Annotated in this window: 18 protein-coding genes; 9 read left to right on the top strand and 9 right to left on the bottom strand. The window is 57.7% G+C overall.

What is annotated here, in order from left to right; translation table 11 throughout:
• Positions 1 to 40: 40 nt before the first annotated feature.
• Positions 41 to 430 (bottom strand): YbaN family protein, encoded by a 390-nt coding sequence (locus D0C27_RS09675; protein ID WP_009455593.1) that lies wholly within the window; start codon positions 428 to 430, stop codon positions 41 to 43.
• A 2-nt stretch (positions 431 to 432) separates the two neighbouring features.
• Positions 433 to 1023 (bottom strand): peroxidase-related enzyme, encoded by a 591-nt coding sequence (locus D0C27_RS09680; protein ID WP_009455594.1) that lies wholly within the window; start codon positions 1021 to 1023, stop codon positions 433 to 435.
• 177 nt (positions 1024 to 1200) lie between these two features.
• Between D0C27_RS09680 and argG the strand changes: the two genes are divergently transcribed.
• Positions 1201 to 2535, top strand: coding sequence for an argininosuccinate synthase (argG, locus tag D0C27_RS09685; protein ID WP_137430867.1), 1335 nt, complete (start codon positions 1201 to 1203; stop codon positions 2533 to 2535).
• Between the two features lie 253 nt (positions 2536 to 2788).
• On the opposite strand, the gene D0C27_RS09690 is transcribed toward argG, so the two are convergent.
• The 6 genes from D0C27_RS09690 to D0C27_RS09715 form a co-directional block, all read right to left on the bottom strand.
• Positions 2789 to 3622 carry a phosphodiesterase gene (locus tag D0C27_RS09690; RefSeq protein WP_137430868.1) on the bottom strand — a complete coding sequence of 278 codons (834 nt, stop codon included), beginning with the start codon at positions 3620 to 3622 and terminating at the stop codon, positions 2789 to 2791.
• Positions 3623 to 3637: 15 nt separating this feature from the next.
• Entirely contained in the window at positions 3638 to 4702 is a 1065-nt protein-coding gene (locus D0C27_RS09695) for an ABC transporter ATP-binding protein (RefSeq protein WP_060186018.1), read from the bottom strand.
• Entirely contained in the window at positions 4692 to 5504 is an 813-nt protein-coding gene (locus D0C27_RS09700) for an ABC transporter permease (RefSeq protein WP_060186017.1), read from the bottom strand. Before D0C27_RS09700 ends, D0C27_RS09695 begins: the two co-directional genes overlap by 11 nt.
• Before the next feature lie 7 nt (positions 5505 to 5511).
• Positions 5512 to 6318, bottom strand: coding sequence for an ABC transporter permease (locus tag D0C27_RS09705; protein WP_137430869.1), 807 nt, complete (start codon positions 6316 to 6318; stop codon positions 5512 to 5514).
• A 22-nt stretch (positions 6319 to 6340) separates the two neighbouring features.
• Positions 6341 to 7303: an ABC transporter substrate-binding protein gene (locus tag D0C27_RS09710; RefSeq protein ID WP_240688349.1), complete on the bottom strand. Its 963-nt coding sequence runs from the start codon at positions 7301 to 7303 to the stop codon at positions 6341 to 6343.
• A gap of 149 nt (positions 7304 to 7452) precedes the next feature.
• The gene (locus D0C27_RS09715) at positions 7453 to 8517 is read right to left on the bottom strand and encodes a LacI family DNA-binding transcriptional regulator (RefSeq protein WP_137430871.1); all 1065 of its coding nucleotides are present in this window, start codon (positions 8515 to 8517) and stop codon (positions 7453 to 7455) included.
• Between the two features lie 205 nt (positions 8518 to 8722).
• On the opposite strand from D0C27_RS09715, the gene D0C27_RS09720 reads away from it, so the two are divergent.
• The 7 genes from D0C27_RS09720 (at position 8723) to D0C27_RS09750 (ending at position 17692) form a co-directional block, all read left to right on the top strand.
• Positions 8723 to 9475 (top strand): type 1 glutamine amidotransferase, encoded by a 753-nt coding sequence (locus D0C27_RS09720; RefSeq protein ID WP_035268225.1) that lies wholly within the window; start codon positions 8723 to 8725, stop codon positions 9473 to 9475.
• Positions 9476 to 9551: 76 nt separating this feature from the next.
• Positions 9552 to 9647, top strand: a complete 96-nt coding sequence (gene kdpF, locus D0C27_RS09725; protein WP_022983188.1) for a K(+)-transporting ATPase subunit F — start codon at positions 9552 to 9554, stop codon at positions 9645 to 9647.
• 136 nt (positions 9648 to 9783) lie between these two features.
• The gene (kdpA, locus tag D0C27_RS09730; RefSeq protein ID WP_060186013.1) at positions 9784 to 11487 is read left to right on the top strand and encodes a potassium-transporting ATPase subunit KdpA; all 1704 of its coding nucleotides are present in this window, start codon (positions 9784 to 9786) and stop codon (positions 11485 to 11487) included.
• A 12-nt stretch (positions 11488 to 11499) separates the two neighbouring features.
• A complete protein-coding gene (gene kdpC / locus D0C27_RS09735) occupies positions 11500 to 12174 on the top strand; it encodes a potassium-transporting ATPase subunit KdpC (protein WP_137430872.1) in 675 nt (224 codons plus the stop codon).
• Between the two features lie 14 nt (positions 12175 to 12188).
• Positions 12189 to 14273 carry a potassium-transporting ATPase subunit KdpB gene (gene kdpB / locus D0C27_RS09740; protein WP_137430873.1) on the top strand — a complete coding sequence of 695 codons (2085 nt, stop codon included), beginning with the start codon at positions 12189 to 12191 and terminating at the stop codon, positions 14271 to 14273.
• Positions 14274 to 14318: 45 nt separating this feature from the next.
• The gene (locus D0C27_RS09745; RefSeq protein ID WP_137430874.1) at positions 14319 to 16988 is read left to right on the top strand and encodes a sensor histidine kinase; all 2670 of its coding nucleotides are present in this window, start codon (positions 14319 to 14321) and stop codon (positions 16986 to 16988) included.
• Positions 16985 to 17692: a response regulator gene (locus tag D0C27_RS09750; RefSeq protein ID WP_035268214.1), complete on the top strand. Its 708-nt coding sequence runs from the start codon at positions 16985 to 16987 to the stop codon at positions 17690 to 17692. The genes D0C27_RS09745 and D0C27_RS09750 overlap by 4 nt, the downstream gene beginning before the upstream one ends.
• 239 nt (positions 17693 to 17931) lie before the next feature.
• Here the strand turns inward: D0C27_RS09750 and argF are convergent, their stop codons facing one another.
• Positions 17932 to 18873, bottom strand: a complete 942-nt coding sequence (gene argF / locus D0C27_RS09755; RefSeq protein ID WP_137430875.1) for an ornithine carbamoyltransferase — start codon at positions 18871 to 18873, stop codon at positions 17932 to 17934.
• Between the two features lie 252 nt (positions 18874 to 19125).
• Between argF and D0C27_RS09760 the strand changes: the two genes are divergently transcribed.
• Complete coding sequence (locus D0C27_RS09760; protein ID WP_009455652.1) at positions 19126 to 19440, top strand: DUF3579 domain-containing protein; 315 nt, start codon at positions 19126 to 19128, stop codon at positions 19438 to 19440.
• Positions 19441 to 19447: the final 7 nt, after the last annotated feature.

The following is a 19447-nucleotide window of genomic DNA, read 5'->3' on the forward strand; positions in this document are numbered from 1 at the left end:
TTCAAGCAAAAAGGGACAAGCCAGGATCGGTTCAAGCAGGCTATTTTTGCACAGGCTCGGAAGGGGTGTCATCCAGGGTTTTGGCACGCAGCAAATAGCGGGTGGCGAAAATGCCCGGAATCAAGAGCCCGAGTCGATACCAGCCCAAGTGACTGGTCAGCCAGGCCGAGACGGCCAGCGACAGCCACAACATGATCAGCGCCCGGCGTTTGGCCTGGCGGGTCAAGCCCTGGCCGTTCTCCCAATTTCGCAGGTATGGGCCCAGATGGCGTTGATCCAGCAGCCATTGATGAAAGCGGGGGGAGCTACGGGAAAAGCACCACGCGGCCAATAGTACAAATGGCGTGGTAGGCAGCAAGGGTAAAACAGCGCCGGCAATCGCCAGCGCCACACAAATCCACCCGGCAAACAACAGGGCGTAACGCATCATGTTTAGCGGGGAACGCGTCCCAGCATGTAGAACTCGTCATTGCAGCGCATGGACATGAAGTTGGCCATGCGGTTACTCAGGCCAAAAAAGGCACTGATGCCGGCAATATCCCAGGCGTCCTCGTCGCTGAAACCGTGCTCGTGCAGGGCCTGGAAGTCGGCGTCTTCAATCTCCTGAGCGTTTTGCGAGACTTTCATGGCAAAGCTCAGCATGGCTTTTTGGCGTGCCGGAATATCGGCCTTGCGCCAGTTCACGGCAACCTGGTCTGCCACTAGGGGATTCTTGGCGCGGATGCGCAAGATGGCACCGTGGGCAATCACGCAGTAATGACACTGATTGGCAGCGGAGGTGGCCACCACAATCATTTCCCGGTCTGCATGGCTCAAACCACTGGGCTTTTCCATCAGCGCGTCGTGATAGGCAAAAAAAGCGCGGAATTCGTCAGGACGGTGGGCCAGAGCCAGAAACACATTCGGAATAAAACCGGATTTTTCCTGCACGGCTTCAATTCGACTGCGAATATCCTCGGGCATTTCGGCCAGCGTGGGGACGGGATAACGGCTGATAGCGGGTTGAGCGTGAGTCTCGGGCATGGCTTGTCTCCAGGTAAAAAAGGATGTTCTAGTTCATCGAGTAATTAAATCCAGCTACGCAAAGGTGTCCAGGGTCGGTCAAGACGATATAATGACATATTGATCCTGCCGCGGGCAGGGCTCTACAAGAGAGCCTTACGGGCGGAACTGTACTTGCACACCACTACTGACGCGATAATGACAACCATCCTTGAATCTCTTCCAGTCGGCCAGAAGGTCGGCATTGCCTTTTCCGGTGGCCTGGACACCAGCGCTGCACTTTTGTGGATGCGCAATAAAGGCGCCATCCCTTACGCATACACCGCGAACCTGGGTCAGCCTGACGAACCCGATTACGATGCGATCCCCCGCAAGGCCAAGGAATACGGTGCCACGCTGGCCCGTCTGGTGGACTGCCGTCAGCAACTGGTGGCTGAAGGGATTGCCGCTTTGCAGTGCAACGCCTTTCACATCACCACCGGCGGTGTCACTTACTTCAACACCACGCCTATTGGTCGTGCTGTAACCGGCACCATGCTGGTTGCTGCCATGAAAGAAGACGACGTCCATATCTGGGGCGACGGCAGCACCTACAAGGGCAATGACATCGAGCGTTTCTACCGCTACGGTTTGTTGACCAACCCTGAGCTGAAGATTTACAAGCCTTGGCTGGACCAGACCTTCATTGATGAGCTGGGCGGCCGCGCCGAGATGTCCGAGTACATGCAGGAAAACGGCTTCGACTACAAGATGTCGGCTGAAAAAGCCTACTCCACCGACTCCAACATGCTGGGTGCCACGCACGAAGCCAAGGATCTGGAGTACCTGAACGCCGGTATCAATATCGTCAAGCCCATCATGGGCGTGGCTTTCTGGCGTGACGATGTGGCCGTGGCTGCTGAAGAAGTGCGTGTGCGCTTTGAAGAAGGTCAGCCTGTCGCCCTGAACGGCGTGGAATTCTCCGACCCTGTGGAACTGATGCTGGAAGCCAACCGCATTGGTGGCCGTCATGGTCTGGGCATGAGCGATCAGATCGAAAACCGCATCATCGAAGCCAAGAGCCGTGGCATCTACGAAGCCCCCGGCATGGCCTTGCTGCACATCGCTTACGAGCGTCTGGTCACCGGCATTCACAACGAAGACACCATCGAACAGTACCGCATCAACGGTCTGCGTCTGGGCCGTCTGCTGTACCAAGGCCGCTGGTTCGACCCACAAGCCATCATGCTGCGTGAAACCGCCCAGCGCTGGGTGGCTCGTGCCGTAACTGGCGAAGTGACACTGGAACTGCGCCGCGGTAACGACTACTCCATTCTGGACACTATCTCGCCTAACCTGACTTACAAGGCCGAGCGTTTGAGCATGGAAAAAGTGGATAGCATGTTCTCGCCACGCGACCGTATCGGTCAGCTGACCATGCGTAACCTGGACATCGTGGACACCCGCGACAAGCTGTTCACCTACACCCAGGCTGGCCTGTTGGCTCCTGCCGCTGGTTCGGCTGTGCCTCAGCTGAAAGACAGCAAGAAGTAAGACATGGCTTGCAGATCGGGGTGGCTCTGGGCAGCCCTCTTGATCTGAAGCAGCAGTATCAAAACACCCTAATATCGGATGCAACCGATATTGGGGTGTTTTTTTATGGGATGGGCCTAGCGTTCTTGAACGGCTTTGCTTAATGCTGTCAGTGTTTGCTACAGCCTTGAGCTAGCAAAGAGGGACCTATGGTCAACTTGGTTTGACGAGACCATCAAGGCCAAGCAGCCGTTGGTGTACGCCGTGCATCCAATCAGTCGATCAGTTTCCCGCTTGGCTCATGGAAGGCGAAGGGGCCGTCGAATTGGCCGACGGTGGCAGTATGGGTCACGATCTGGCCAAGGCTGTCCAGCGCATGAACGGCATAGCCGGGCGGTTCCAGTGTCCAGGCCGACGCTGCGTCTTCAGCCAGATCCAGACAGACTTGATGCGCCACCGATGGGGCGGTGCTGGCAATGGTGCCGCCAAAACGGATCTGGATATTGCGATGCAAATGCCCGCTGATCACACGTTCGATATTGCTGTGTCGGCGCACAATCGCTTCCAGTTGTTCCGCTCCTTGCAGCAGGCCTATCTTGTCCATATGGCCGATCAAGGTGTTGAAAGGAGGGTGATGCAGGGCAATGATGGTGGGGCGCTCAGGCTGTTGGGCCAGCTCGGTACGTAACCAGTCCAGTTGTTCCTGATCCAGACTGCCCGCGCTGGCTCCCAATACCGCACTGTCCAGGGCCAGCAGTCTAAGCTCTCCAATGTCCACGCTGTAGCAAACGGGCCCGGCCTTACCCAGATAGGTATGCTCGGGAAAGCTCTCGCGCAGTTGCTGGCGGTCATCATGGTTGCCCGGCAACAAATACACCGGGATGGAGCCCAGCGGTGCCAGCAAGCGGCGCAAGTGCGCATACTCCTGTGGTCGACCAAAGTCGGTCAGATCGCCCGTCAACACCAGGGCATCCGGTTTCTGTGGCAGGGCTAGAGCGTGGTTGATGGCGTCCTGCAGATAGGGGGCGGTATTCAGACGGCCATAAGCCAGCCGACCTTCTTCCCGAATATGCGGGTCCGTCATTTGAATCAGTAATGTTTTCAGCATCGTTATCCGCTTGCGTTAAGAGAGTGGCACGGTACCGGGCATCAGCTTGCCGGGGTTGATGTGAATTCCCACTGTACTGCCAAGGACGGCTCCGTGATCACGGTCTACCTCGGCAATCAGAGGGGCTTGTCCGTCCACGTCCAGGGTCAGTTGCACCCGTCCGCCCATGAAACTGCGTTGTCGCACTTTGGCACGTGCCCAGCCGCTGGGTGTATCCATGCAAACGCTGATGTCCTCCGGGCGAACCAGCAACTCCTGCGCCCCGCGCAAGGTCTCGGGGCAAGTCAGGCTCAGGTCTGCCAGACGGATTTCGTTATTGAGCAGGCTTTGTTCGCTGCGTTGCAGGACGTTGACCCGCCCGAGGAAGGTAGCGACAAAAGGGTGGGCCGGATGGCGGTACAGGCTTTCGCCATCGCCAATCTGAATGATGCGGCCTTCGTGCATGACGGCCAGACGGTCGGCAATGGCAAACGCTTCCTGCTGATCGTGGGTCACATGAATGGCCGTGATACGCAGGCGTCGCAGCAGCTCGGCCAGCTCGTCGCGCAAGGAGACTTTCAGCTTGGCATCCAGGGCGGCCAGCGGCTCGTCCAGCAGCAGAACGCGGGGTTGATTGGCAATGGCACGTGCGATGGCAACTCGTTGTCGTTGCCCACCCGACAAGGCGGAGGGCTGGCGTTTTTCCATACCGTTCAAGCGCATCAGATCGACCAGCTCACCCACCAGTTTTTGGCGTGCGGCCAGATCCATTCCCTTGATCTTCGGGCCATAGCCGATATTGGCTTCCACCGTCATGTTCGGGAACAGGGCGTAATGTTGAAACACCATGCCGACCTCACGCTTTTCAATCGGCAGATGGGTGACGTCCTGGCCGTCGAACAGAATGCGGCTGCCGGCATCGGGCATTTCCAGACCGGCGATCAGTCGCAGCAAGGTGGTCTTGCCGCATCCCGAGGGCCCCAGCAAAGCCATGACTTCACCGGGGGCGATGTCCAGGGTGCTGGGATGCAATCCCCGTGTGCCATCAGCATAGGTTTTGGCGCAGTGTTCGATACGCACCGGTATGTGTTTATTTTCCATAGTGTTTCTCCAGCAAGCGCGCCAAGGTCTGCAGCCCCCACAGCACGGGCAAGATGACGAGCATGAAAATCAGCGTATAGGCCGAGCCCACCTCGATACGCATGGACGCATAGCTATCAGCCAGCCCCACGGGCAAGGTGCGGGTCAGTGGCGTATGCAGCATCCAGGTCAGGTTGAACTCGCCTAGCGACAAGGTGAAGACCATCAGGCTGCCAGCCACAATCGCAGGCAGGATGGCCGGCAGCAGGATGCCGAAAAAGATTTGCGTAAAGCTGGCTCCCAGCGAGCGGGCCGCTTCTTCCAGATCGATCAGGCTGCGTTTTTGCAGAGCTGCTGTGGTCGTACGCACCATAAAGGGCAGGGTGAACACAATGTGGCCCACCAGAATGAACCAGAAGCTTTGACGAAAGCCTTGCAAGGAGCCATAGGCCAGCAGCAGGGCCAGGGCCGAGGCCATGCCGGGGACCGCCACTGGCAAGGTCAGCAGTTCTTCAAAGCTGCGTGCCAGACGGGAGCGGCTGCGTGCCAGGGCATAGGCACAGGGGACGCCCAGCACAATGACAGCCAGCACACAAAGCAGCGCCAGCTGCAGGGATAGCCAGACTGTGCTGCCGTAGTTGGCCCAGACTTGCTCCACCCATTTCAGGGTCAGGCCACTTTTCAGTCCGATACGATAATTGTTGACCAGCCCGGCCAGCACGGAAACCAGAATGGGGCCGAGCAGGAACAGCACGGTCAGTCCGGTGACAGCCAGAAGCAGGGGGGCAGGGCGATGGGGGTTTGAAGCCGTTTTCAGTGTCATGGTGCCCTCAAATAACGACCGAGGGATCGCGGACCAGACGCCGGGCCAGCCACAAGGTAAACCATGTCAGCAGCCCCAGGGAAATGGACAAGCTGGCCGCCAGGGTGAAATTCGCATAGTTGGTAAATTCGTTATAGATCGTGATGGGCAGCACTTCGTAGCGGCTGGACAGGGTGAAGGCCGTACCGAAAGCGCCCATGGAGGTGGCAAAAACAATGGCACCGCAAGACAGGGACGTGGGAGCCAGTTCCGGTATCCAGACATCTCTGGCAATGTCCCAGCGTGTGGCTCCACAGGAGCGCGCGGCTTCCTCCAGATTGCGGTCTATGGATTCGGCGGCTGCGGTGTAAGTAGCAATGGCGCGGGGCAGGGAAAAGTACAGATAGGCCAGAAACAAACCCAGCAGGCCGTAGGCAAAGGTCACTCGCCCCAGGCCCAGATTCTGGCTGATCTGGGCCAGCAGCCCCTGCCGACCACCCAGCAAGATAATGAAAAAACCCACGATGACGCCAGGAAAGGACAGGGGCAACGTCATCAGGGAGAGCAGCAGGCGCTTGGCCGGCACGTGATAGCGAGCCATCACGATACCGACCATGGCACCCAGCACCAAGGTGGCCAGGGTCACGATGGCGGACAGGAGCAGCGTTTGCAGCAAGGCCTGCAAGTACCGTCCTGATGTCAGCACGACCCAGTAGGTGTGCATGCCTTCTTGTGCGGGCAGGGCCAGAAGCTGTACCGCAGGCAAGAGCCAGAAGGCGGCAAAGAAAGCGACGGCAGGGGCCGAGCACAAGGGCAGCAGGTATTTGCGTTGCATACGCTAACTCCACATGGACCGCTTAGCGGACCTCTGCCAGATAACGCTCGGCAAAGGGTTTCTGACCCTGTGCCATGCGCTCATAGTCAATGGCCTTGGCACGTGCGTATTCGCTGTCGGGCAGGAAGCGCGACTGGGCTTCCTTGCTGACGGCGCTGCTGCGAACCGGGCGCAGGAAAGCATTGGCCCAGATGGACTGCCCTTGCTCGGACAGCACAAAATCCAGCACCTTGCGTCCCTGTTCGGTGTGTGGAGCCTTGTTGACCAGGGACATCACATACGGCACCACAATCGTGCCTTCCTGGGGGATCACGAAAGCGACGTCCTCGCCGTCCTTGTACTGAGCGCGGTAGGCGCTGAAGTCATAGTCCAGCAAGATGGGGATTTCGCCGGAAATCAGGCGGGCATAGGCGGTTTGCTTGGGAACAATGGGGTTGTTCTTTTGCAGGGCCTTGAACCAGTTGATGGCGGGATCAAAGTTGTCCATATTGCCGCCCAGGGCTTCGTTGATGGCAACGGCACCCACGTAGCCCACGAAGGCCGATGAGGGGTCCAGATACCCGACCAGGCCTTTGTATTCGGGCTTGAGCAGGTCGTGCCAGGAGGCAGGCACCGGCACATTGCCCAGGGCCGACTTGTTCACCATGATGCCCATGGTGCCGGAGTGGATTGCAAACCAATGGCCTTGCGGGTCTTTCAGCCCTTCGGGAATCTGTTCCCAGCCCTGGGGTTTGTAGGCCTGGGTCACGCCTTCTTTCTGGGCCTGAATGGCAAAGGTGATGCCCAGATAGGTCACGTCGGCGACCGGATTGGCGGACTCGGCAACCAGCTGGGCCAGGGACTGGCCGGAGTTCTTGTTGTCGGGCGGGACGGTAATGCCGGTGTGTGCCTTGATGGCCTCGATCTGGCTGGCCCAGTCGGCCCATTCTGGTGGACAGTTGTAGCAAATGGCGGTTTGCGCGGCAGCCGCGCTTCCCACTGTCATCAGGGCCAGAGGCAGTGCCAGGTGGCAAGCCAATGTGCTCAGCATATGTTTCATGGTTGATCACTCCAGTCAATAAGTGGTGTCAGGCAAAAGCCGGGATTGGCTTGAACGCAGGGGGGCGGGAGCGGGTCCCGCAGAGGAAAGGGGCTTCATCCTGGATGCGCCCGTGGTGAACAAGGGGCAGGGGCGCAGGACTCGCCCGGGTTGAAGGTGTAGGGCAGCAGAACCGAGGCCTGCGCGGGAACTGTTTTCTGCTGGGCTACCGCCTCCAGCAGCAGGCCGATGCACTGGCGACCAATTTCTTCATTGGGCTGTGCGATGGTGGCCGGGCGTGGAAACAGTTCAGCGCCCAGGGCGATGCCGTCAAAGCCGATCACGCTGATATCGTTGGGAACCTGCAGGCCAATCTGCTGTGCCGTGCGCAGACAGCGAATGGCAATCAGATCGTTGGAGCCAATCATGGCTGTGGGGCGTTCCGGTTGGCGTAAGAGTCGGGCGACGCTGGCAAGATGCACGTCCTCAGAAGACGGTGCTTGCTCTTGCTCTCCTTGATCCATGAAAGGCACTTCCAGCAGTGGCATGGGCACCAGGCCAGCCTTGTCCATTCCTTTCAGATAGCCACGGCTGCGTTGCTGGGCGCGATCAGACACGTGCAGATGACCGCTTACCATGGCAATGCGGCGATGCCCTTGCCTTGCCAAGTGGCTGATCAATTCAATCATGGCCTGCTCGCCGTTGACGGTGACGCAAGGATGCTCGGGATGCAGGTTGTACGCCAGTACGTAGGGACAGCGTGTCTTGTTCAGCCGACCTAAAGCAGGAGAGTGAGCCGGGTTGGAGACCACCAGCACAATGCCTTCCACATTACTGGCCAGGAGCAAGGCCACTGCCTGGGATTCACGTTCCAGGTGGTAGTCGGTAAAGAAGGGCAGGATGGCATAGCCGCCGCGGGCTGCGGTATCGGCGATGCCCTTCAGGCACTCGGCAAAGACGGGGTTGAGCAAGGTCGGCAAGACCACGCCGATGACTCGGCTGCGCTGGCTGCGCAGACTGCGTGCCGAGGCATTGGGCTCATAAGCCAGTGCGTCGATCGCGGCTTGCACGCGCAGGCGGGTTTTCTCACCCACCTTTTCCGGCTCATTGAGCACGCGCGAGACCGTAGCAACCGATACCTGTGCTGCTCTGGCGACATCCAGTATTCCTATGTTGGCCATGACACCCAGCCGTCAAAATGAAAACGATTACATTTGAGCAAAGGCATATGTCAGGCAAATGACGGTCCTGGGTTTTTGTGTGCAGCAGGAACCCCCTTGATGCCACTTATACGAGCCTGATCGCAAACAGATCCTGGTCTTGATACGGCCAGTTCTACAGTGAGTTCTCCTGAACAACAGGCCTGCGCGGTCAGGCTTTCATCTCATGAAACCCATTCTTGTTTTGCAGCACGAGGTCACGCAAGGGCCGGGGGTGCTGCTGGATCATCTGGAGAGCCACGGTCTTCCCTATCACTTGTGCATGTCGCCGCTGGATGGCCGGGCGCCCGTGTCGGCTCGTGATTACAGCGGGGTGGTGGTGCTGGGCAGTGATCGCAGTGTCAATGATCTTTTGCCCTGGATAGAGCAGGAGCATGCCTTGTTGCAGGATGCGGTTCAGCGTCATGTTCCGGTTTTGGGGCATTGCTTCGGGGCACAACTGCTGGCGCGTTCCCTGGGGGCCCGCGTGCAGCGCAATCCGTATCCGAACATAGGCTGGGGCCAGGTCTGGAGCAGTCCCTACGCCCGGCGTGTCATGGGCCTGCCCAGGCGTGCCATGCTGTTCAACTGGCATTACGACACCTTCCAGATTCCCTCGGGGGCCAGCCGGACTTTATACGGCCCACATTGCCTGAATAAAGGTTTTTGCCTGGGCCCGCATTGGGCCTTTCAAGGCCACCTGGAAGTGACTGCCGACAGCATCCGTCAGTGGTGTGATCACGGCCGCTGCGAGTTGGAGCAGGTATACGGTCCGGCGGCCCAGGATGCGGAACATATCTTGTTGGGCCTGGATCAGCATCTGAGCACTTTGCACCTTATTGCCAGACAGACTTATCAACGCTGGACAGATCAGTTGCTGGAGCGTGCCGGTGTCGCCCTGGCCCAAATCCATATGCCGTCTTTATACGCGGGCCAGTAAACACTGCTCTGAATTTATGCCGCCACTCCTAGACTTTCTCTGTCTGCTGCAAGTCAGCATTGATCAGGAGTTCGGGATGAGTGCGTCCTTTTTTACGGTTCTGGCAGGAGGGATTTCTCTGGGGCTGTTTATCTATTTGTTCTATGCCTTGCTCAAGGCCGAAAAATTCTAAGTTCAGGCCAGCAAGTGTTCATTGTGGGAACAGGTGTGCATATGAGTGATTTTCTATTTTTAGCGGTGCTGTTCGCGTTCTTTGCGATGGCGACCGGATTGGTTCTTGGTCTCGAGAAGCTGTAAGAGGAGCTGTCATGCTGGACGATCTGATGCAGTTTCTAGTTATTCTGGCCGTCTCTACGGTCTTGTTAGTGGTGGTGGGTAAATGGATTGCCCATTTTTTCAGTAGCCCCAATCACAGCCTGATCGAACGTGGCACGTATCGGCTGCTGGGCGTGAATCCTGAAGAGAAAATGTCCTGGAAGCGATATGGTCTGGCGCTCTTGTTGAGCAATGCCGCCATGTTGCTTCTGGGATATATTCTTTTGCGGGTGCAGGGCTGGATTCCCGGCGACAGCCTGCAGCGCGCCGCACAAACGCCTGACCTGGCCTTTAATACGGCTGTGTCTTTTACGACCAATACTAATTGGCAGGCGTACTCGGGTGAATCCAGTCTGTCCAATTTTTCCCAAATGGCGGCCATCACCTTTTTGATGATGATCAGTGCCACAACGGGTCTGGCAGCGGCAGGAGGTTTCATCCGTGGCTTAAGCCGTAAAAGCTCGGCGGATATTGGCAACTACTGGGTGGATTTCACCCGCTCCTTGTATCGCTTGCTCTTGCCGTGCAGCTTCCTGCTGGCCTTGCTGTATATCTGGCAGGGGATGCCACAGACACTGAGCTCGGATGTCGTGGTCAATACGCTGGAAGGTCTCAAGCAGCAGATAATTCTGGGGCCAGTAGCCAGCCTTGAAAGCATCAAGCATGTGGGGACTAATGGGGGCGGCTTCTTTGGTATGAACGCGGCTCATCCATTTGAAAACCCTACGCCGCTGACCAATACCGTGCATATGCTCAGCATGTTGCTGGTGCCTTCGGCCCTGACTTACGCCTTTGGCTCCATGCTGGCTCGTCGTCGCCAGGGTTGGGCTTTCTTTGCGGCCTTCCTGGTGATGTTCATCGGTTTTCTGTCCCTGATTTATAGCGCCGAACAGGCAGGCAATCCTTTGCTGACTTCCCTGGGGGTGGACCAAACCCAAAGCAGCACGATGGGCGGTGGCAATCTGGAGGGCAAGGAACTGCGCTTCGGTGTGGCGCAAAGCAGCTTGTTTGCCACCGTGACCACGGCTGCGACTACCGGCTCGGTCGATGCCATGCACTCTTCGCTGACGCCTTTGGGTGGCCTGGTGCCGATTGCCCAAATGATGCTGAACAACGTGTTTGGCGGGATAGGCGTGGGCTTTATCAGCCTGGTCAGCTACGCCATTCTGACGGTGTTTCTGGTGGGCATGATGATAGGGCGCAGCCCGGAGTTCTTGGGCAAGAAGATCGAGGCGCGGGAGATGAAGTACGTGATGCTGGCCATGCTGGCGCATGCCTTCAGCATTCTGGGTTTTACGGCCTTGGCCAGCGTGCTGCCATCCACCATGGACAGTCTGTCCAATATGGGGCCGCATGGTTTCAGCGAAGTTCTGTACGCCTATACCTCGGGTACGGCGAATAACGGTTCCGCCTTTGCAGGTTTCAACGCGAACACCCCTTTCTTCAATACAACGATTGGGCTGGCCATGTTGGTGGGGCGGTATCTGACCCTGCTGCCCCTGCTGGCTCTGGCCGGTGTGCTGGCTGCCAAGAAAGCGGTTCCTGCCGGACCAGGCACCTTGTCGACGGCCACCCCCTTGTTCACCGGCCTGTTGATTTTCGTGGTTCTGGTGGTGGGCGGGCTGACTTTCCTGCCTGCACTGGCGCTGGGCCCGATTGTGGAGCACCTGTTGATGCTCGATGGCATTACTTTTTGAGGATTGACTGTCATGTCTACCCATCAATTTATGGTTTCGACACCGGCGGCACCGACGATGAAAAGCCTGTTGCGTCCCGTGCTGCTGTCCGCCTTGTTTTTTATGCTGTTGACGGGCATAGCCTACCCGTTGGCCACGACCTTTATCGGCACCGCCCTGTTCCCGGAGCAGGCAAAGGGCAGCCTGATTCTGCGTGACGGCCAGCTCGTGGGTTCACGCCAGATTGGTCAGTACTTCAGTCAGCCCGAGTATTTCCAAGGGCGTCCCAGCGCGACGTTGGGAGCCGATCCGGCTGACCCTTCCAAGAGCATTGCGCAGCCCTATAACGCGGCGGCCAGTGGTGCCAGCAATCAGGGGGTATTAAGCAAAAGTTTGCTGGAGGCTGTGGCAGAACGCAGCAAGGCATATCGCCTGATGAACGGTTTGGCAGAGGATGCTCCCGTGCCTGTAGATGCTGTCACAGCGTCGGCATCGGGTTTGGACCCGCATATTTCGGTGGCCAATGCCCGTTTGCAGGCCGCTCGTATCGCCAAAGTGCGCGGTTTGCCGCTGGCTCAGGTCCAGGTCCTGATTGATCGCTATACCAGTGCTCGTCAATTAGGGGTGCTGGGCGAGCCACGCGTGCAGGTCTTGGAGCTTAATCTGGCGCTGGACATGGCCAAGCGTGCCCAGCCCGCAGTGCGTTAGGAGCAGGTGTCATTATGTCTATTACTGATCTGAAAGCCCCGCAAGAGGCCGAGCGTTCGACGGCATTTCAGGCCGTGCCCTGGGGCACGGTGTGCAAGGAAGCCTTCAAGAAATTGTCGCTTCGGGTGCAGTTCAAGAACCCGGTGATGTGTGTGGTGTATCTGGGCAGTATCGTCACCAGCTTGCTGGGCGTGCAGGCCTTGATGGGGCAGGGTGAGGCTCCCGCTGGATTTATCTGGTCTATTGCAGCCTGGCTGTGGTTTACAGTCCTGTTTGCCAATGCGGCCGAAGCCGTGGCAGAAGGCCGGGGTAAAGCGCAGGCCGACGCGCTGCGTTCTACGCGCAAGCGGGTCATGGCCAAGGTTCTGAAAGACCCCGCCCGTGATAGCCGCGCCTGGCCTGTCCCCAGCGACGAACTGCTGCCCGGTGCCTATGTGCTGGTTGAGGCGGGCCAGATTATTCCGGCTGATGGCGAAGTGCTGCAGGGGGCAGCGTCGGTAGACGAGTCCGCGATTACGGGTGAATCGGCGCCGGTTATCCGGGAGTCGGGGGGCGACTTTTGTTCCGTTACGGGGGGAACCCGTGTTCTGTCCGACTGGATCGTGATGCGGGTCACCGCCAAACCGGGTGAGGCTTTTCTGGATCGCATGATTGCGATGGTGGAGGGCGCCAAGCGCGGCAAGACGCCAAACGAGATTGCCTTGAATATCTTGCTGGTTGCCCTGACGCTGATCTTTCTGCTGGTTTGCGTGACCTTGCTGCCTTTCTCCAGCTTTGCGACGGTGCTGACTGGCCAAGGTTCGCCCGTTACGATTACTGCCTTGATTGCTCTGTTGGTGTGTCTGATTCCGACTACCATCGGTGCCTTGTTGTCGGCGGTAGGTGTCGCCGGGATGAGCCGCATGATGAAAGCCAATGTGCTGGCCAGCTCGGGCCGCGCTATCGAGGCGGCGGGAGACGTGGATGTTCTGCTGCTGGACAAGACAGGCACCATTACGCTGGGTAATCGGGAGGCCTCGGCCTTTTTGCCTGCGCCGCAGGTATCGGAACAGGCCTTGGCAGACGCAGCCCAATTGGCATCGTTGGCGGACGAGACCCCCGAAGGACGCTCCATTGTGGTGCTGGCCAAGCAGCTTTTCAATTTGCGTGGTCGTGAATTGCAAGGTGCGCAGACCATTGCTTTTAGCGCCCATACACGCATGAGCGGCATTGATATCGATGGTCGTCAGATTCGTAAAGGGGCGGCAAATACCATGCGCTCCCATATCGAGTCCCTGGGCGGCGTGTTTCCTCGCGAACTGGACACCTTGGTCAATGAGGTCGCCCGCCGGGGCAGCACACCGCTGGTCGTCACTGAAGGTAATAAGGTGCTGGGTGTGGTGGAGCTCAAGGATATCGTCAAAGGCGGTATCAAGGAGCGCTTTGCCGAGTTGCGCGCCATGGGCATCAAGACTGTCATGATTACCGGGGACAACAAGCTGACCGCCGCTGCCATTGCGGCCGAAGCCGGGGTGGATGATTATCTCGCCGAGGCCACGCCCGAGGACAAGCTGCAATTGATTCGGCGCTATCAGGATGAAGGTCGCCTGGTTGCCATGACCGGCGACGGCACGAATGATGCGCCTGCTCTGGCGCAGGCCGATGTGGCCGTGGCCATGAACAGCGGCACCCAGGCGGCCAAAGAAGCCGGCAATATGGTGGATCTGGACAGTAACCCCACCAAGCTCCTGCGTGTGGTGGAAGTGGGCAAGCAGATGATCATGACGCGCGGTGCCCTGACCACCTTCAGTATCGCCAATGATCTGGCCAAGTACTTTGCGATTATTCCTGCGGCTTTTGTGGTCACGTATCCTGCTTTGGGTGCCTTGAATGTGATGCAACTGCATAGTCCGGCTAGCGCCATCCTGTCGGCAGTCATTTTCAATGCCTTGATCATCATCGCCCTGATTCCCTTGGCCTTGCGGGGTGTGAAGTATCGGGCCGAACCGGCCAGCCGTTTGCTGAAACGCAACTTGCTGATTTACGGCTTGGGAGGGCTGATCGCCCCTTTCATAGGCATCAAGCTGATTGATTTGCTGCTGACGCCGTTTTTTGGATAAGAGCGTAAGATCAATAGCAATTTTCTGGATGGAGTGCGCAGATTCATGTCACTTGAGGATAGGCCGGACCCGGATGAGCTGCTGCAGGTGATTGGCGAAGATCCGCACCAGCCTCGTCGCGGGCAGCTCAAGATTTTCTTCGGCGCTTGTGCGGGCGTAGGGAAAACCTACGCCATGCTCAAGGAGGCGCATCAACGCCAGTCCGAGGGCGTGTCCGTGGCTATCGGGATTGTGGAAACCCATGGCCGCCAGGAAACCCAGGCTCTGATTGACGGTTTGCCCGTGCTGCCTCGCAAGGAGTATCAACGTCAGGGGCGGGTGGTGACGGAGTTTGATCTGGATGCCGCCTTGGCCTCGGGTTATCAGCTGCTACTGGTGGACGAGCTGGCGCACTCCAATATTGAAGGCAGTCGACACGCCAAGCGCTGGCAGGATGTGGAGGAGTTGCTGGATGCGGGCATTGATGTGTATACCGCGCTCAATGTGCAGCATCTGGACAGCCTGAATGAGGTGGTGGGCGGCATTGTTGGGGTACGGGTTCGGGAGACGGTGCCAGACCGGATTTTTGATCGGGCGGCCGATGTCTTGCTGGTGGATCTGCCGCCGGATGATCTCTTGTCTCGTCTGAGTGCGGGCAAAGTGTATCTGGCCGACTCGGTGGCCCACGCGCGTCAGAACTTCTTTCGTCGCGGCAATCTGATTGCTCTGCGTGAGTTGGCTTTGCGCCGGGTGGCGGATCGGGTCAATGCGGACGTGCATGTGTATCGGATCTCCCATGCGATCCGGACAGTTTGGCCGACACGTGAGTTACTGATGGTATGCGTCAGTGCCGATAGCGCCCAGGAAGCTCTGATTCGGGAGGGGGCGCGCTTGGCCCAGCAATTGCAGACGCCCTGGATTGTGCTGCATGTGGATACGCCGCAGGAAAGCGGGCAGATCAAGGCGCAGGAAGCACTGGTGCGCTTGGCGGCCAGTGCTCAGCATGCCGGAGCCGAGTTTGCCAATATTGCCGGGCAGGATGTGGCGCATACGATTTTGGCCTATGCCCGTCAACGCAATGCGACCAAGCTGATTTTGGGAAACTCGTCAGCGCGATCTATCTGGCCCTGGCGCACTCGCCTGTCCGAGCGCTTGGCGCGCAGCAACCCTGAAATTGGTTTGCTGCTGCTGCGTATGGATACGGTACAGCGGCCCATACGGCCCCTGGAGCTGGAACAACCCATGGCACAAGGCAAGGCCTTGTCGATTGCGTCCATTATTTGTGTTGTGACCACCTTGCTGGCCGAGAGGCTCTTGCCCTTTTTCGAGCTCTCCAACGTGATCATGCTGTTCCTGATCACTGTGGTCTTTATTGCCCTGCGTTTGGGACGACTGGCGGGGGTATGGGCTTCTTTGCTGTCAGTGGCGTTTTTCGACTTCTTTTTTGTCGAGCCGCGCTATTCCTTCTCGGTAACGGATACCCAATATGTCTTTACCTTCGGCGTCATGCTGGGAGTGGCGCTGATTATTGGCCAACTGGCTGCCAAGCTGCAGGCCGAAGCCAGGGCTGCCCGTGATGGTGAACGCCGTGCTGCGGCATTGACTCGTGTCAGCCGGGACTTGGCCGGAGCCTTGGCCCTGGAACAAGTCCTGGCGGTCTGCCGCGATACGCTGGAACCTTTGTTCGAGATGCAGGTGGTACTGGTGGTGCCGGATCAGCAAAACCAGTTGGTAGCGACTCGTCATACAGGCTTTGTAGAGCTATCGGTGGCGCAATGGGTGTTTGATCATATGGAAGCCGCCGGTAATGGCACTGAAACCCTGAGCGGTGCCAGTGCCCTGTATCTGCCCTTGAAAGGTCCCATGGCCCCGCGTGGGGTCTTGGTGGTGCAGTCCGGCGCAGCCGCTTCCTTGAGGACACCGGATGGACGGCGCTTGCTGGATGCTTGTTGCTTTATCTTGGCCCAGGCTCTGGAGCGAATTCATTATGTGGAAATCGCCCAGGATACGGTGCTGCGCATGGAGGGGGAGAAAATGCGCAATACCTTGCTATCTGCTGTCTCGCACGATTTACGCACGCCCTTGACCGTGATTCGAGGCCTGGCAGAAACGCTGGAGCAGCCCAAGGGTTTGAGCGAAACCGAGCGCACGGATATTGCCCGATCGATCCGCATTGAATCGGACGAATTGCGCCGCCAAGTATCCAACCTGCTGGATCTGGCGCGTATGCAAAGCGAAGGGGTGAAGTTGCATAAGGAATGGCATGCCCTGGGCGAGATTGTGGGGATTGCCGTTGCCCGTTGCTCAGCGGCTTTGCAGCCTCGCAAGGTGGTGACCGAGTTTGCGGCCGACCTGCCTTTGATCGAGGTGGATGGTGTTTTGCTGGAGCGAGTGGTGACGAATCTGCTGGATAATGCCGCCAAATATACGCCCGTCACCAGTACGATTTCCCTGCGCGGCCTGTGTTCTGGTCAGTCCATGTATTTAATGATCAGTGATGACGGGCCAGGCCTGCCGCCCGGTGATCCCGAGCGCTTGTTCGATACGTTTACCCGGGGGCAGAAAGAGTCCTCTGTGGCAGGTGTGGGCTTGGGTCTGGGCCTGTGCCGCACGATTATTGCCGCACATGGTGGTACGATCAGCGCCAAGCCGCGTATGCCCCATGGCGTGATCTTCGAGATTCGCCTGCCCTGGAAAGCGGCCCCCCGTATGGATGGTGACGAGCTACTGACATGAATAAAGCCCAGATATTGATCGTGGAGGACGAATCCAATATTCGTCGTTTCGTGCGAATTGCCTTGGAGCAGGAAGGCATGTCCGTGATTGAGGCCAGCACGCTGGCGCAGGCGCGCATGGATGCGGCAACCCGTCGCCCTGATTTGATGATTGTGGATTTGGGTCTGCCCGACGGGGATGGCAAGGACTTGATTCGTGATCTGCGCAGCTGGGTGTATTCGCCCATTCTGGTGCTGTCGGCGCGTGAGCGAGAGGAAGAAAAAGTAGCAGCCTTGAATGCCGGGGCGGACGATTATCTGGTCAAGCCCTTTGGCGTGCCGGAGCTGCTGGCCCGGATCCGGGCCTTGCTACGACGCTCTCAGCTGGTTCCGAATGTTCAGGCGGCGTCTTCGCGGGTTCGCTTTGGGAGCGTGCAGGTGGATCTGGCCTCCCATGAGGTCACGCGGGACGGGGAGGCGGTGCATTTGACACCGATCGAGTTTCGCTTGCTGACGGCCTTGATCCGGGGACATGGCAAGGTGCTGACCCATCAACACTTACTACATGAAACCTGGGGAGCGGCGTATTCCGATCGGCCTCATTACCTGCGGGTGTACATGATGCAACTGCGCCAAAAGCTGGAAGAGGATGCGGCACAACCCAAGTATCTGCTGACTGAGTTGCAGGTTGGCTATCGTTTGGCGGGTTTGGAAATCCAGGAGTAAAGCGAATCTGGTGTTGATGTGGGCGGTGTAGTTTGAGATTGCTTATCGCATTGCCTGACGCTTTGAGAACTTGAGTTTGGCGGTTAAAGGATCAGCAGTACGCCAGTTTGGAACGTATATTCAAAGGGATTATGTGAATCACATTTGGATAGGCATGTGAAGCGATCCGGTATTAAAAAGGGGATACGACGTATCCCCTTTTTATGTCATTGAGCAAAGTCTGCTCCGGGTAGAAGCACTCAGGCTTCCAGACGCCCCAGAATCAGGAACTCCATCAATGCTTTCTGTACGTGCAAGCGGTTCTCGGCTTCGTCCCAGACCACGCTTTGTGGGCCGTCAATGACTTCGCCGGTTACTTCCTCGCCACGGTGAGCGGGCAGGCAGTGCATGAAGATGGCTTCTGGGTTGGCCACATCCATCATTTCCTGATCCACACACCAGTCAGCAAAGGCTTTGCGACGCTCTTCGTTTTCGTCTTCGTAACCCATGCTGGTCCACACGTCGGTGGTGACCAGGTGCGCGCCCTTGCAGGCTTCCAGTGGGTCGTCGAATTCACGCAGAATGCTGGAATCCGGGTTGCCGGTGCGATCCGACTCCAGGTGGTAGCCGTTAGGGGCCGACACATGCAGGGTGAAGCCCAGGATTTCCGCCGCTTGCAGCCAGGTGTAGGCCATATTGTTGGCGTCACCAATCCAGGCCACGGTCTTGCCCTTGATATCGCCACGGTGTTCGATAAAGGTGAAGATGTCGGCCAGAATCTGGCAAGGGTGAAATTCGTTGGTCAGGCCATTGATGACCGGCACCCGCGAGTGGGAGGCAAAGCGCTCCAGACGAGTCTGCTCGAAGGTACGAATCATGACGATATCGACCATGCGTGAAACCACGCGGGCGGTATCTTCAATAGGTTCGGAGCGGCCCAGCTGCGAGTCGGTGGTGGTCAGGTGAATGACCGAACCGCCCAACTGATACATGCCAGCTTCAAACGAAACACGGGTACGGGTGCTGGCTTTTTCAAAAACCATCGCCAGGGTGCGGTCGTGCAATGTGTGGTGCGGCTGATAGCGTTTGAACTTGTCTTTGATCAGGCGTGCGCGTTCCAGCACATATAAAATTTCGTCGTGAGAAAAGTCGCGAAATTGCAGAAAGTGCCGAAGCGGTCCTGCTTGCACGATGGCATCCATAAAAAAATCCTGCGGATAAAGAAAGCCATCTTAACCTGTCCGGCTATTAAGAGCAAAGCCGGCCTGTGGCGGGGAAGGGGAAACCGTTCGGTTTTGGAATAAAGCGAGAGGGCAAAGTAATGATTAGCAATAAATTGTCAAGCGGCTAATTTATTGAATCCCGGGCTTTGCGTGGCCGCGATCGGATACAATGCGTGGCGAGAAAGGAAAAGGTGCAGCATACCTGAACTGCACGATGAGCGATTAATTGTTATGACAGAGCCAGTGAAGCAACTTGTAATCCATGGTGTGACCCGGCAGGATCAGCGCTTTCGTCCCAGTGATTGGGCAGAACGCTTGGCCGGTGTAATGTCCCAGTTTCGTCCCGCTGGGGCGATGGGTGGTCATCTGACTTATTCGCCCTATGTGGTGCCGCGATTGATTGACGGCGTGCGATGTGTGGTGGTGGATGCGCGCCTGCGAGAGCTTGAACCTTTGGCCTGGAAATTCGTCTGTGGCTTTGCCGATGATAATAATTTAAAAACCAGCGGCATTGATCCCGACAATATGGACCCTGTCGATTCCTGATTCAGAC

It is taken from the genome of Alcaligenes faecalis, from assembly GCF_005311025.1.
Lineage (GTDB): Bacteria > Pseudomonadota > Gammaproteobacteria > Burkholderiales > Burkholderiaceae_B > Alcaligenes > Alcaligenes phenolicus.

Bases quoted from the DNA above. Each gene is read 5' to 3' on its own strand.
- D0C27_RS09675 (WP_009455593.1), bottom strand. From the start codon at position 430: ATGATGCGTTACGCCCTGTTGTTTGCCGGGTGGATTTGTGTGGCGCTG.
- D0C27_RS09680 (WP_009455594.1), bottom strand. From the start codon at position 1,023: ATGCCCGAGACTCACGCTCAACCCGCTATCAGCCGTTATCCCGTCCCC.
- argG (WP_137430867.1), top strand. From the start codon at position 1,201: ATGACAACCATCCTTGAATCTCTTCCAGTCGGCCAGAAGGTCGGCATT.
- D0C27_RS09690 (WP_137430868.1), bottom strand. From the start codon at position 3,622: ATGCTGAAAACATTACTGATTCAAATGACGGACCCGCATATTCGGGAA.
- D0C27_RS09695 (WP_060186018.1), bottom strand. From the start codon at position 4,702: ATGGAAAATAAACACATACCGGTGCGTATCGAACACTGCGCCAAAACC.
- D0C27_RS09700 (WP_060186017.1), bottom strand. From the start codon at position 5,504: ATGACACTGAAAACGGCTTCAAACCCCCATCGCCCTGCCCCCCTGCTT.
- D0C27_RS09705 (WP_137430869.1), bottom strand. From the start codon at position 6,318: ATGCAACGCAAATACCTGCTGCCCTTGTGCTCGGCCCCTGCCGTCGCT.
- D0C27_RS09710 (WP_240688349.1), bottom strand. From the start codon at position 7,303: ATGACAGTGGGAAGCGCGGCTGCCGCGCAAACCGCCATTTGCTACAAC.
- D0C27_RS09715 (WP_137430871.1), bottom strand. From the start codon at position 8,517: ATGGCCAACATAGGAATACTGGATGTCGCCAGAGCAGCACAGGTATCG.
- D0C27_RS09720 (WP_035268225.1), top strand. From the start codon at position 8,723: ATGAAACCCATTCTTGTTTTGCAGCACGAGGTCACGCAAGGGCCGGGG.
- kdpF (WP_022983188.1), top strand. From the start codon at position 9,552: ATGAGTGCGTCCTTTTTTACGGTTCTGGCAGGAGGGATTTCTCTGGGG.
- kdpA (WP_060186013.1), top strand. From the start codon at position 9,784: ATGCTGGACGATCTGATGCAGTTTCTAGTTATTCTGGCCGTCTCTACG.
- kdpC (WP_137430872.1), top strand. From the start codon at position 11,500: ATGTCTACCCATCAATTTATGGTTTCGACACCGGCGGCACCGACGATG.
- kdpB (WP_137430873.1), top strand. From the start codon at position 12,189: ATGTCTATTACTGATCTGAAAGCCCCGCAAGAGGCCGAGCGTTCGACG.
- D0C27_RS09745 (WP_137430874.1), top strand. From the start codon at position 14,319: ATGTCACTTGAGGATAGGCCGGACCCGGATGAGCTGCTGCAGGTGATT.
- D0C27_RS09750 (WP_035268214.1), top strand. From the start codon at position 16,985: ATGAATAAAGCCCAGATATTGATCGTGGAGGACGAATCCAATATTCGT.
- argF (WP_137430875.1), bottom strand. From the start codon at position 18,873: ATGGATGCCATCGTGCAAGCAGGACCGCTTCGGCACTTTCTGCAATTT.
- D0C27_RS09760 (WP_009455652.1), top strand. From the start codon at position 19,126: ATGACAGAGCCAGTGAAGCAACTTGTAATCCATGGTGTGACCCGGCAG.